The following is a 12828-nucleotide window of genomic DNA, read 5'->3' as shown; positions in this document are numbered from 1 at the left end:
CCCGTCAGGAACGCCTGCGTGACGACAAGAGCACGGACAGGGCGGTCCCGGTAAAGGCCGATGCGATGATGAGAAGGTGGGTGTTGACCGCGGCCTGCCCCAGGGACGCCAGTGCCTCCCCCTTGCCGGCAGCACCAAAGGCAATGGCTCCGGCCGCAATTCCTGCCGGGTAGGTTCCGACCCCGCCCGGCGCATGAAGCGGAAGGACGGACGAAAGCTCGCCGCCGAGCGCTCCGCCGAAACAGGCGCCGAGGGGAAGTACGCCCATCAGCGCCAGAACCCACGCCAGCACCAGCACCTTTACCGTCCAATTGAGGACGGTGAAGGCCCAGGCACGCACGAAGGCACCCCGATCCGCGGGAATACCTGCTTCGATTTCCTCGACGATGCGTTCGAGCCTCTCCGGAACATGCCCCCGAAGCCTGGCAAGGATCGGGGCCTTGAGGGCATAGAAAGCAAGGGGGCAGACGAGAAAGACGATCCAGCCCAGCCCATAGGGCCACGTGCCTCCGGCATTGATGACGACGCCCACCCCGGCGGCCGCGCAGAGAGCATGCAGGTCGAGGAGGCGCATGACGAAAAGCGCCGACGTCGCGCGTGCGAGCGGAATGCCGAACTCCGAGCGCATCAGCAGGGGAAAGCTCGTCTCGCCTGCCCGAAACGGCAGCATGATGTTGAGGAGGTTATGAACCTGCGTCACACGGAAAAGCCGAAGGAAGCGGCCGGCCGTCTCGGAGGGGAAATAGTCGTGGATCCGCCAGGAGCGAACGAAATAGGTGGCCGTCAGCGACATCAGAGCCACGGCAACGGGCCACAGGCCGATTTCCAGCCATTGCGCAAAGAGCTTGCTCCAGCCCCACTGCCATTCCACGAAGGCGCCATAGCCGGCAAGACATGCGACCGTCAGCAGGGTCACCCCGTTGCGGGAAACCCAGGAGGAGCGGCTGGAATCCGGTGTCGAAGTCATATAGTGCTGAATATCCATTACAGGGCTTGCGAGGCCGTGATTAACATGGCGCGCGTGCAGAAAGAACCTCCCGGCGGGAGGGGAGATAGGTAATTGCTAGAGAATTCTGAAACTGTAGCTGCCGGGGAAACCTTTGCGGAAGGCATCGAGCTCTCCCTGGTCGTCCCCGTGTTCAACGAGGAAGAGAGCGTCGGACTGCTGATCGACCGCGTCTGCACGGCGATGGAAGGGCGCGTCTCTTCGTGGGAGCTCATCCTTGTCGACGATGGGAGCACGGACGCGACGCTTTTGCGCGCACGCGCATCGCTCGCCCGTCCGGGACTTCGCATGGCGATCATCGAACTCCAGCGCAACTTCGGCCAGACGGCCGCGATGCAGGCAGGTATCGACGCGGCGAACGGCCGCCTTATCGCCACGCTGGACGGCGACCTTCAGAACGATCCGAGCGACATTCCCGCCATGGCCCGAGCGCTCGATGAGCGGGAACTCGATCTCCTCGTCGGCTGGCGCAAGGATCGCAAGGACGGTCTGTTCCTGCGCAAGATACCCTCCTGGTGTGCCAATGCGCTGATCGGAAGAATCACCGGCGTCCGGCTTCACGACTACGGATGCAGCCTGAAGATCTATCGCGCATCGATCATCAAGCAGGTCAAGCTGATGGGTGAAATGCACCGTTTCATCCCCGCCTGGGTGGCGGGCGTGGTGCCAAGCTCGCGCATCGGCGAGATGGTGGTCACCCATCACCCGCGGACGCTCGGAACGTCGAAGTACGGCATTTCCCGCACCTTCCGGGTCATCCTCGATCTCCTGTCGGTGCTGTTTTTCATGCGCTACAAGGCGCGGCCGGGACATTTCTTCGGCTCGATCGGCCTTGCCGCCGGTGCCGTGAGTGCCCTCATCCTCGCCTTCCTGTTCATCGACAAGTTTATCTTCGGCAATGACATCGGCATGCGACCGATGCTGATCGTCGGGGTCATGCTGTTTCTGTCTTCCATCCAGCTGATCACCACTGGCATCCTTTCCGAGATGATCGCCCGGACCTATTTCCGCGACGACGACACGCCGAACTACATCATACGCCAGACATTCCGGCAGGAGTGACATGACGAAATTTCTGCGTTCATCGCCGGCCGCGATCTTCCTGCTGATCGCCGGCTACTTCGTGCTCAACCTCCTTGTGCGCCTCGCCATGCCGGACGCACTGGAGCGCGACGAGGCCCAGCAGATCCTTCTGTCGCAGTGGCTCGCGGCGGGCTACGACACCCAGCCGCCGTTCTACAACTGGATCCAGTATGCGGTGGTCAAGGTGACGGGTCCGAGCGTGTTCGCCGTCAGCGTGCTGAAGAACGCCGTCCTTTTCCTCGCCTATCTCGCCTATGGGCTCGCCGCGCGCACGGTCCTCAAGGACCGGGACCTTGCGATCATCGCGACGCTCGGCCTGCTCACGATCCCGCAGATCGCCTTCGAAGCCCAGCGAGATCTGAGCCATACGGTCGCGATCGTCTTTGCGGCTTCCCTCTTCCTCTACGGCTTCTTCCGCACCCTGCAGACGCCGAGTTCCTTCTCCTACCTCCTCACAGGAGTGGCGGTCGGGGTCGGACTGATCTCCAAGTACAATTTCGCCATCCTGCCGGCCGCCGCCCTCCTCGCGACCCTGCCGGACCGCGAATGGCGTGCGCGGCTCCTCGATCCCCGCCTCGCGTTCACGGTCGCGGCGGCGCTGCTGATCGTGCTTCCGCACGGGCTGTGGCTTGCCGGAAATCTCGGCCTTGCGACCGAGCGGACGATGGACAAGCTCGCGGGAGAGACGCTGAGCCTGCCGGCGCAGATCGCCACGGGATTTGGTTCGCTGGCGATGGCGATCCTCGGCTTCTCGGCCGTGACAGTCGCGGTCTTCGCAGCCGTCTTCAGGGGCACGCTGTTCCACGCCTTGCGGCAGGGCAACCGATGGACCGCGCTCGTCGAGCGCATCCTCGTCGTGTTCCTGATCGTGCTTGCCCTTCTGATCGTGTTCGCGGGAGCGTCGCACATCAAGGACCGCTGGCTGACGCCGCTCCTGCTCATCCTGCCGCTCTACCTCTGCATGAAGCTCGAGGCGGCAGGTGTTTCCGGCCAAAAATTCCTGGGACGCTACCTGCCGGTTCCCCTCCTGATCATGCTTCTGGTGCCGGCCGTGCTCTTCGGGCGCGTCGCGCTGGCGGGGCGAACCGGCGACTACCAGAAGCAGAACGTTCCCTATGACGCGTTCGCTGCGGCGATCATGAAGGAGGCACCGGCCGAGCCCGGCGCCGTCATCGCCGAGGATCCGCATCTTGCCGGAAACCTGCGCCTGCAGTTCCCGGGAGCGCCCGTTGTGTCACCCGCCTATCCGTCATTCGACCCGCAAATTGCCTGGAACGAGACCTCGCAGGTCCTCGTCGTCTGGCGCATGGAGGGAAAGAGCGGCGCCGAAATTCCCGCACCACTTCTGAAGTTCGCCAGCCGTTCCGGAAGACAGATTGCTCCGGAAAGCCTTCAGACGCGGGAGATGTCGCTGCCCTACACATACGGCACGCCCGAAGACAGCTATGTCTTCGGATACGCCTGGCTTTACCCGGTCAAGCAATAAGGCGACGGGTGCTTTGGGAACCCGCGCACTCAGGTGAATGCGCGGGTCGTTTGATCAAGGCCGGGGAACCGGGACCTTGCCGGATGTCCTCCGGCTCAGCCCTTCAGCTCTTTCAACGCATGATCGAGCCCCTTGCGGGTCGTCTCGACCATCTGGTCTACCTCTGCGCGAGTGATGATGAGTGGCGGCGAAAAGAGCATGCGGTCGCCGGTCGCGCGCAGGACGAGGCCGTTCTCCAGGCAGTGATTGCGCACCATCACGCCCGCCTTTTCCTTGTCTTCGAACCGGAGACGCGTCGCCTTGTCTTCCGCGAGCTGGACCGCGCCCATGAGACCGACGCACTGGGTATCACCAACGATCGGATGATCCTCCAGCGATTTCAGGCCCGCGGCCAGATAGGGGCCGATGTCGTCGTGGACGCGTTCGACAAGCTTCTCGTCCTCGATGATACGCAGGTTCTCGAGCGCCGCCGCGGCGCAGACCGGATGGCCGGAATAGGTAAAGCCGTGATTGAAGTCGCCCACCTCGTTGACGAGAACATCGCCGACGCGGTCGCTGACCATCACCCCGCCGATCGGCAGATAGCCCGACGACAGGCCCTTGGCGATAGGCGCAAGGTCCGGTTCCACGCCGAAGTGCTGGTAGCCAAACCAGTGACCCGTGCGCCCGAAACCGCAGATGACTTCGTCGCTGACGAGCAGAATGTTGCGTGCCTTGCAGATGCGCGCGATCTCCGGCCAGTAGGTTTCCGGCGGCACGATCACGCCGCCTGCCCCCTGGATCGGCTCGGCGACAAACGCCGCGACATTGTCTTCGCCGAGTTCGTCGATCTTCTCCTCGAGCTCGCGCGCAACCTTCAGGCCGAATTCAGCGGGAGAAAGGTCACCGCCCTCGCCGTACCAGAAGGGCTGCCCGATATGGACGACGCCGGGGATCGGCAGGTCGCCCTGCTCGTGCATCCATTTCATGCCGCCGAGCGAGGCGCCGGCAACGGTCGAGCCGTGATATCCGTTTTTCCGGGCAATGATCGTCTTCTTGGTCGGCTTGCCGAGTGCCGCCCAGTAGACCCGGGCCATGCGGAACCACGTATCGTTCGCCTCGGATCCGGATCCCGTGAAGAAGACGCGGTTCATCTTCGCCCCGGCATGCGAGGTGATCTTCTGGGCAAGCAGGACGGCCGGCGGCGTCGTGGTGCCGAAAAAGGTGTTGTAGTAAGGCAGTTCGTTCATCTGCCGATAGACGGCATCGGCAATCTCCTTGCGCCCGTAGCCGATGTTCACGCACCAGAGCCCCGCGAACCCGTCGAGATAGCGCTTGCCATGATTATCGAAGATGTACGAGCCTTCCGCCCGCTCGATAATGCGGGTGCCGACAGCATTCAGTTTCTTCATGTCCGAGAACGGATGAAGATGATGGGCGGCGTCGAGCGCACCGAGATTGGACAGGGCGGCGTTTGACTGGGTATCCATGAAGGGTTCCTTGCGGCAGGGAGCGCTTGCGACGTCTCGGATTTTTGCGGCCGCCCAACGCCCCCTCACTTGTTGAACGGCGAGACAGAATAGGCTAGGAAAATGCCCATGTAACAGGACTTTGGCAAGGGACCGAACCTAGATTCGGCTACTATCCAGAGCCTATCTGCAACCCGCCAGAGACGATACCGAACATGACCCAGCAAAAGACGGCAGCAACAAGCTCGCCCGACCTCCCCCCGAGGATCGAGATCCTTCTCGTCGGCATGAACGGCGACCTTCGCGGCAAGCAGATCCCACTCGAGGGCGAAAAGAAGATCTGGGACGGTTCGGTGCGGCTGCCCTCATCGACCCAGTCGCTCGATATCTGGGGCGACGACAACGACGACATCACCGGGCTCTCGCTGAGTGTCGGCGATCCGGACGGCGCATGTATCCCGGACAGTCGTTCGCTGGTACCCATGCCCTGGGCGCCGGCGGGTTCGAAGCAAGTGCTGGCGACGATGCACGAATTCGACGGAACGCCGAGCTTCATGGATCCACGCGCGATCCTTGCCGCGCTGCTGAAGCGGTTCGAGGACCGGGGCCTTACCCCGGTCGTCGCGACGGAACTCGAATTCTATGTGATCCAGGATGACTGGCGCGAAACGGGCAAGCCACGCCCGCCGGAAAGGCTGATGTACCGCGACGAGCCAAACGGCTTCCAGCTCTACGACATGAGCGCGGTGGACGCGCTCGACGGCTACTTGCAGACCGTTCGCGCCTGGGCCCGCGCCCAGGATCTGCCCGCCGACGCGACCACGGCGGAGTTCGGCCCCGGCCAGTTCGAAATCAACCTTCTCCACCGGCCCGATGCGCTGGCTGCTGCCGACGACTGCATCTACCTCAAGCGCATTGCCGAGCAGGCCGCGAAGCTTCACGGATTGAAGTCCACCTGCATGGCCAAGCCCTACGCCAACCAGGCGGGATCCGGGCTTCACGTGCACGCAAGCATCATCGATCGCGACGGCAGGAACATTCTCGACGCCAAGGGCGGTGATCCGGTGAAGCTGAAGTCGGTCTGCGCCGGCATGCTCGACACGATGCGCGATGCGCAGCTGGTCTTCGCACCCTTCGCGAACTCCTACCGCCGTTTCCAGCCGGGATCATTCGCTCCGATCGACCTGACCTGGGGGTTCGGCCACCGCGGCACCGCTATCCGCATCCCCGACAAGGACGGCCCGGCTGCCCGTGTCGAGCACAGAGTTGCCGGCGCGGACGTCAATCCGTACCTGCTGCTGACGGCTATTCTGGGAGGCATACTGCGCGGGCTCGACGAGAACCTGGACCCGGGTCCCGTCACAGAACCCGGCAAGGACGCGCCCGACGCACGGCGGCTGACCCACGACTTCCTCACCGCGGTGGAGGATTTTTCCGCCTCGCCGTTCATCGCCGATGTCTTCGGGCCGCGCTACCAGAAGCTCTACGGAGACACGAAGCGGAAAGAGGCGATCACCTATCTGCGAACGGTGTCGGACTTCGACTACCAGACGTACCTGCCGCGAATCTGAGTCGGGCCTTCAGGCCGCGACCTGCTCCTTGTCGGCGTCTCCGGCCACCTTCGGGACGATCACCTTGAGTTCGCCCGGATGCAGACGCAGCGCGACATCGCGGCCCATCGGCAGCAGCTCGCCGTCGATGACGCAATTGATCGCCCGGTCGACCCGCGGGAAATGCAGGTCGACGGCGCTGCCGGTCATTTCGGTCACGTCGGCATTTTCACGAAGCTTGCCCCGCATGATGTCAAAGGCCAGACGCGCAACGCCAGCCGGCTTCAGCGGCTGCGTCGTATAGAAGCCGAGGTGGCCGCCCGTCACGTCGTCGGCATAGAGCAGCCCGTAGTCGCCGAAGCGATTGTTCGAGACGTTGATCGCCGAAACGGAGCGGTGCGATTTCACGCCGTCGACATCGAATTCCACATCGAATTCCGGGGGATCGAAGACAACGCCCACAGCCGCGCGGGCATTCGCCATCATCTTTCCGACGCGGGAATTGAACGTCATCGCATTACGAAGGCGCACCATCCGGGCGTGGAGGCCGGCGGAGAACTGGTGCACGAAAGCACGGCCGTCCGCGCTGCCGATATCCGCAGCGGCGACATCGCCATCCGCGAGTGCGTGAATTGCCTGCCATATGTCGAGCGGAACCTTGAGCGACCTGGCAAAGAGATTCATGGTGCCCGCCGGCACCACGCCGAGCGGCATGCCGCTCTTCCAGGCGATGCCAGCGGCCGCCGAGATCGTTCCATCGCCTCCCCCGGCGAGCATCGCATCGAGATCGCTACGACCCGCACAGCGCTTCAAAGCCATCTCGATATCGGAGCCCTCGACGATATCACAATCCAGGTGATGGCCGGCATTGGCGAAGATTTCCTCCGCCTTGCGGACGTACAGATCCATGTCGGTCGTACGGAACGTACCGCCATCCTTGTTGAATATTGCCTGTATTCTCATTCGCCATCTCCATGGAATGCTCCGGGTGGCACCCCCTCATTAGATAGGGTTGAAAACGGCAAAAAAACAGCATGAGCGGGAAAGTGCGATCACCAGGAAGTGATAGCCGCCGGAAATGGACAAGTTTGCGTCGCAAAAAATAGTGATTTGATTCCCGTCGAATCCTGCTAAAGTTCCGCACAATCGCGTCTATTCAGGCCGATTTCCAATTGTTTCCCCGCAAGGCCAACCGGCCGGAGATTTGCAAGCGCAGCCAGGAGGAGTGGCTGGACGTGCCCGTTTCCACCTGTGCCGCCGCGCAGGGCTCTTCCACGGAGCCAACGTGTCCGACCTACCCATCTCCGATCGCGCTGTGCCCTCCTCCGCGCAGCCAACGGTCTCCCCGCTCACCGTAACGCTCATCATCCTGGCGCTCGCCGTCGGCAGCTTCGGCATAGGAACCGGCGAGTTCGCCATCATGGGTCTTCTGCCGGACGTCGCCAGGAGCTTCGACGTCACAAGCGCCCAGGCAGGGTACGTCATCAGCGCCTATGCTCTCGGCGTCGTCGTCGGCGCTCCGATTCTGGCGGTGATCGGCGCCCGATTCCGCCGGCGCGACCTGTTGCTCGGACTTATGCTGGTGTTTGCGCTCGGCAACCTCGCGAGTGCCATTGCCCCCACCTTCGAGAGCTTCATCCTGATGCGGTTCCTCACCGGCCTGCCGCACGGCGCCTATTTCGGCGTAGCGGCCCTCGTCGCCGCCTCGATGGTTCCGATGAACAAGCGCACCCAGGCCGTCGGCCGCGTGATGCTGGGCCTTACCGTCGCCACCTTGATCGGCACGCCGCTCGCCGCCTTCCTCGGCCAGGTGTTCGAATGGCAGCTGATGTTCGCGGCCGTCGGCGCCACCGGCATGCTCACCGTCATCCTGATCGCGGCGTTCCTGCCTCGCGACAAGCAAGCCAGCGGCGTGAATGCGCTGACCGAGCTCGGGGCGCTCAAGCGTAAGCAGGTGTGGCTGACGCTCGGGATCGCGGCCACGGGCTTCTGCGGAATGTTCTCGGTGTTCACCTATATCTCGCCGATCGTCACTGATGTCGCGAAGCTGCCGATTTCCATGGTACCGGTGGTGATGGCGCTCTTCGGCTCCGGCATGATCGTCGGCAACATCTTCGGCGCCAAGCTGGCGGACCTATCGCTTATGCGCACCATCGGCTGGGCGCTCTTCGCCTACCTTCTCGTGCTGGTGCTGCTCTCCCTGACGGCGCATATCCCGGCCATGTTGTGCCTCTGCTGCTTCCTCATCGGCTGCAGCTTCGTCGTCGGACCGGCGCTGCAGACGCGACTGATGGATGTGGCAGGCAATGCCCAGACGCTCGCCGCGGCCCTAAACCACTCGGCCTTCAACGTGGCGAACGCGCTTGGCGCGCTGCTCGGCGGTATCGCGATCACCGCGGGCTACGGCTATGCCTCCGTCGGCTTCGTCGGCGCGATCATGGCCTTCTGCGGAATGGGCGTCTTCTTCCTGTCGCTTGCGCTGGAGCGCAACGATCGCCGCACCGACACCGGGATGACCTGTCCGGCAGAGTAACCGGAAAACTCCAGGTCCAGATCGATGGCGTCCCCCTTTCCAGGCGGGGCGCCTTTTTCTTTTGCGGCACGAGCAACGCAGGAACGCGCGCAGGCTCGGTGTGATGTTACCGCAGTGACATCATCGGACTACCGCTCTGGTAGAGCTGTTAGCAGCGCAGCACGTCAAACAAAGCCTCTTTCGGGCGACTGCTGCTCTCCGGAGATCCTCTGGATACCCGGTCTTCAACACCATTCATCGGAGACTGAAATGCCTTCGCTTATCGATTCAATCACCGGATCCCGCTGGTTCGGCTATCTGGCGCGGACGATACTCACCTCGATGTTCTGGGCCAGCGGCCTGTCCAAGCTGATCGATTTCAACGCAGGGGTCGTGGAAATGGCCCATTTCGGGCTGCAGCCGGCACCGTTCTTCAACGTCGCGGTCGCCCTCACGCAGATCGCAGGCTCGGCCCTCGTCATAGCCAACCGATGGACCTGGCTCGGCGCCGGCATGCTTTCGGTGTTCACGGCGCTGACGATACCGATCGCTCATAACTTCTGGACGATGGAGGAGCCGTTCCGGACGCTCGAATTCTATGTCGTGGCGGAACACATCACCGTCATAGGCGCCATGATGGTGGTTGCCTGGAAATCGGCTTCCCCGCTTGCAGGGCGAGCGAATACCGATCCCTCCCTGATCCAGCAGCAGATCGCATGAGCATGCGAGGCCCCGCTCCATCTCTGGGGCGGGGCCTTTGCGCAACTAGCCGTGCACGACCTCACGGTGGCGCTGCAGGCGCTTGCCGTAGGCCTGGCTCACGCGATCGAAGATGATCGCGATGCCGACAATCGCCAGGCCGTTGAAGATCCCAAGCGTGAAGTACTGGTTGGCGATCGCCTTGAGCACCGGCTGCCCCAGTCCCTGGACGCCGATCATGGAGGCGATCACCACCATGGCCAGCGCCATCATGATGGTCTGGTTGATGCCGGCCATGATCGTCGGCAGTGCAAGCGGCATCTGCACGTTCTTCAGCTTCTGCCAGTTGGAGGAACCGAAGGCGTCGGCTGCCTCGAGAACATCCTTGTCGACGAGCCGGATGCCCAGATTGGTGAGGCGGATCATCGGCGGGATGGCATAGATGACCACCGCAATCAGTCCCGGCACCTTGCCGATGCCCAGCAGCATGACCACGGGAATGAGGTACACGAAGCTCGGCATGGTCTGCATGACGTCCAGCACAGGATTGACCATGTTCTGAAACCGGTCGGAGCGAGACATTATTATGCCGATCGGAATGCCGATCGCGATCGACAGGACGGTACAGACGAGGATCATCGAGATCGTCTTCATCGTGTCGTCCCACATGTCGAAGTAACCGATGACCAGCAGCGTTGCGACGCAACCCACCACGATCTTCCAGTTGCGGCTCGCAAACCAGGCGATAAGGGCGACCGCGAGGAGAACGATCGGCCAGGGCGTACGCGTCATCAGACGCTCGGAAAAAATGAGAAAATACTGCAGTGGCTCGAAAAATGATTCGATGCCGTCGCCATAGGCTCGGGTAAACGCCCGGAACCCCTCGTCAATCGCCTTCTTGAGCGTCCTGAGCGAGTCGTCGTTCATGTGCGGAAACTTGGTCAACCAGTCCATGCCGATCCCCTTCTCATGCCTGTCTCGGCGCTGGGCGTTCCTGCGCCCAGCCGCCTTGAATGCTGATGACGGCGCGCCCTTCAGCGCGCGCCGCCATCACTCTAGACCTGTGAAAGTGCCCTGCAACCCGTTCAGAGCGCAGCCTTGATCTTGTCGGCGGCCTCCTGAGAGACCCAGGGGGTCCACAGGTCCGGATTTTCCTGGAGGAAATGCTTGGCACCGTCCTCGCCGCTCGCCTGGTTGTCGGTCATCCAGGCCATGAGCTTGTTGACCGTGTCGTTGGTCCAGGTGCGCTTGTTGAGGTAGTCCATGACGGGTGCACCGGCACGGTCCGCAAAGCCCTTTGTGACCAGCGTGTTGACCCTGTCCTTCGGCCAGTCGTTCTTCTTCGGGTCGGCGCAATCGGCAACGGTGTTGCAGCGCTTCCATTCGGCAGGGTCAGCCGCAACGCCGTGGTCGAGCTTGACCATCTCATATTTGCCGAGAAGAGCGGTCGGAGCCCAGTAGTAGCCGACCCAGCCTTCCTTGCGCTCGTAGGCCTTGGCGATCGAGCCGTCGAGGCCGGCCGCAGATCCGGTGTCGATCAAGTTGAAGCCGGCGGCTTCGCCGCCATAGGCCTTGAAGAGCTGCGAGGTGACGACCGTGCCGCCCCAACCCTGCGGACCGTTGTGGACGGCGCCCTTGCTGCTGTCTTCCGGATCGGGGAACAGTTCAGGATGCTTGAGCGCGTCATCGATCGTCTTGATGTCCGGATGAGCGTCGACAATGTACTTCGGGATCCACCATCCCTGGACACCGCCGTCGGAGAGCGCGACTGCCGCGCCAACGATCTTGCCTTCCTCCAGGCCACGATTGACGACATCCGGCAACAGATCCACCCAGCCTTCAGGCGCAACATCCGGCTCGCCCTTCTCGATCATGGAGGTAATGGTCGGCACCGTGTCGCCCACGATGATTTCGGCGTTGCAGCCGTAGCCTTCGTTGAGGATGAACTTGTCCAGGCTCGCAAGCACTTCGGCGCTCTGCCAGTTCATGCTTGCAATTGTGACGTCGCCGCATTCCGCCGCGGAGGCTGCGCCTGCCATGGCAAAAAGCCCGAAGGCGAGACAGGTGCTTGCGAGTAGGTTTTTCATGATGGTTCCCTTTATCGTTTAGGCAGTGTATGGCGTGCGCATTGGCCGGCCGCGCCGCCGCAGCCGTTTGCGACCGGATGGAGGGCCCGATGCCATGGCTACTCCCTGCCATCAGCTCGCAACAATCTCACCCGTTCAAACTTTGCAGCTACAGCCACGAATGCCGGTCAGATTGCGCCCGTGAGTGCTCGTGTTGCGCCATGGGCAGATTTGGCCACGCGCCGCCCTTCCCGACAGGCGGCGGGCCAAATGTGCAGGACCTATCTGTGACGATATCGGAGGGGCGGCGTCAGGCGGCCTGGACGATGACGACGCGGCCGCCGACGGTGGCTTTTTCGTAGAGATCGATGACATCGTGGTTGAGCATTCGCACGCAACCGCTGGACATGGCGAGACCGATCGACTGCGGCTGGTTGGTGCCGTGGATGCGGAACATCGTGTCATTGCCGCCCTGGTAGAGATAGATCGCCCTTGCGCCGAGCGGGTTGTTGGGGCCGCCCTCGACGCCGCCCGCATATTTGAGGTTCTTCTGAGGATCGCGGCGGATCATGTTGGGCGTCGGCGTCCAGCTGGGCCATTCCGCCTTGCGGCCGATGTAGGCATTTCCGCTGAGCGCGTAGCCATCCCGGCCGACGCCGATGCCGTAGCGCATCGCCCGGCCATCACCGAGGACGTAGTACAGGCGTCTTGCGGGCGTATCGACGACGATCGTTCCCGGTTTCTCGCCGGTCTCAAAGGCCACTTCCTGCCGCCTCAACTCCGGCTTGATCCTGTCGAGCGGCATCGCGGGAAGCGGATGCTTCTCGTCGGGAAGCGAAGCGTAGTTCGCACGGTGGTCAGGACCGTTCGTTGCACAGCCTGCGAGCAGCGCGGACGCACCCAGAAGCAGGCCACGGCGGGAAATCGACATCGCAAAATTCCTTAATTATCGGTGACGGCGCCGAAACTAAGGAAATC

The 12828-nt window shown here is 62.7% G+C and carries 11 protein-coding genes; 5 read left to right on the top strand and 6 right to left on the bottom strand.

Annotated features, from left to right (window positions below):
• Window positions 1-4: 4 nt before the first annotated feature.
• Window positions 5-967 carry a lysylphosphatidylglycerol synthase transmembrane domain-containing protein gene (locus F3Y30_RS09740; protein WP_203426234.1) on the bottom strand — a complete coding sequence of 321 codons (963 nt, stop codon included), beginning with the start codon at window positions 965-967 and terminating at the stop codon, window positions 5-7.
• 93 nt (window positions 968-1060) lie between these two features.
• On the opposite strand from F3Y30_RS09740, the gene F3Y30_RS09735 reads away from it, so the two are divergent.
• Together F3Y30_RS09735 and F3Y30_RS09730 are read left to right on the top strand one after the other, a co-directional pair.
• Window positions 1061-2068 carry a glycosyltransferase family 2 protein gene (locus tag F3Y30_RS09735; RefSeq protein ID WP_203426233.1) on the top strand — a complete coding sequence of 336 codons (1008 nt, stop codon included), beginning with the start codon at window positions 1061-1063 and terminating at the stop codon, window positions 2066-2068.
• A gap of 1 nt (window position 2069) precedes the next feature.
• Window positions 2070-3575, top strand: coding sequence for a glycosyltransferase family 39 protein (locus F3Y30_RS09730; RefSeq protein WP_203426232.1), 1506 nt, complete (start codon window positions 2070-2072; stop codon window positions 3573-3575).
• Window positions 3576-3670: 95 nt separating this feature from the next.
• Here F3Y30_RS09730 and F3Y30_RS09725 read toward each other — a convergent pair whose 3' ends face one another.
• On the bottom strand, window positions 3671-5044 hold the full coding sequence (locus F3Y30_RS09725; protein ID WP_203426231.1) for an aspartate aminotransferase family protein: 1374 nt from the start codon (window positions 5042-5044) through the stop codon (window positions 3671-3673).
• Window positions 5045-5238: 194 nt separating this feature from the next.
• Here F3Y30_RS09725 and F3Y30_RS09720 point away from each other — a divergent pair, with 194 nt between their 5' ends.
• Window positions 5239-6594, top strand: coding sequence for a glutamine synthetase family protein (locus F3Y30_RS09720; protein WP_203426230.1), 1356 nt, complete (start codon window positions 5239-5241; stop codon window positions 6592-6594).
• Window positions 6595-6603: 9 nt separating this feature from the next.
• Here F3Y30_RS09720 and F3Y30_RS09715 read toward each other — a convergent pair whose 3' ends face one another.
• A complete protein-coding gene (locus F3Y30_RS09715) occupies window positions 6604-7536 on the bottom strand; it encodes a diacylglycerol kinase family protein (protein ID WP_203426229.1) in 933 nt (310 codons plus the stop codon).
• 322 nt (window positions 7537-7858) lie between these two features.
• Here F3Y30_RS09715 and F3Y30_RS09710 point away from each other — a divergent pair, with 322 nt between their 5' ends.
• Window positions 7859-9106, top strand: a complete 1248-nt coding sequence (locus F3Y30_RS09710) for an MFS transporter (protein WP_203426228.1) — start codon at window positions 7859-7861, stop codon at window positions 9104-9106.
• Between the two features lie 249 nt (window positions 9107-9355).
• Entirely contained in the window at window positions 9356-9805 is a 450-nt protein-coding gene (locus F3Y30_RS09705; RefSeq protein WP_203426227.1) for a DoxX family protein, read from the top strand.
• Between the two features lie 45 nt (window positions 9806-9850).
• Here F3Y30_RS09705 and F3Y30_RS09700 read toward each other — a convergent pair whose 3' ends face one another.
• The 3 genes from F3Y30_RS09700 to F3Y30_RS09690 all read right to left on the bottom strand — a co-directional run bounded on the left by F3Y30_RS09700 (window position 9851) and on the right by F3Y30_RS09690 (window position 12781).
• The gene (locus F3Y30_RS09700; protein WP_203426226.1) at window positions 9851-10738 is read right to left on the bottom strand and encodes a proline/glycine betaine ABC transporter permease; all 888 of its coding nucleotides are present in this window, start codon (window positions 10736-10738) and stop codon (window positions 9851-9853) included.
• Between the two features lie 131 nt (window positions 10739-10869).
• Window positions 10870-11871, bottom strand: coding sequence for an ABC transporter substrate-binding protein (locus tag F3Y30_RS09695; protein WP_203426225.1), 1002 nt, complete (start codon window positions 11869-11871; stop codon window positions 10870-10872).
• A 289-nt stretch (window positions 11872-12160) separates the two neighbouring features.
• On the bottom strand, window positions 12161-12781 hold the full coding sequence (locus F3Y30_RS09690; protein ID WP_203426224.1) for a L,D-transpeptidase: 621 nt from the start codon (window positions 12779-12781) through the stop codon (window positions 12161-12163).
• Between the last annotated feature and the right edge of the window lie 47 nt (window positions 12782-12828).

The organism is Sinorhizobium sp. BG8, assembly GCF_016864555.1.
Classification (GTDB): Bacteria; Pseudomonadota; Alphaproteobacteria; order Rhizobiales; family Rhizobiaceae; genus BG8.
This window is presented reverse-complemented; position numbering and strand designations above follow the sequence as displayed.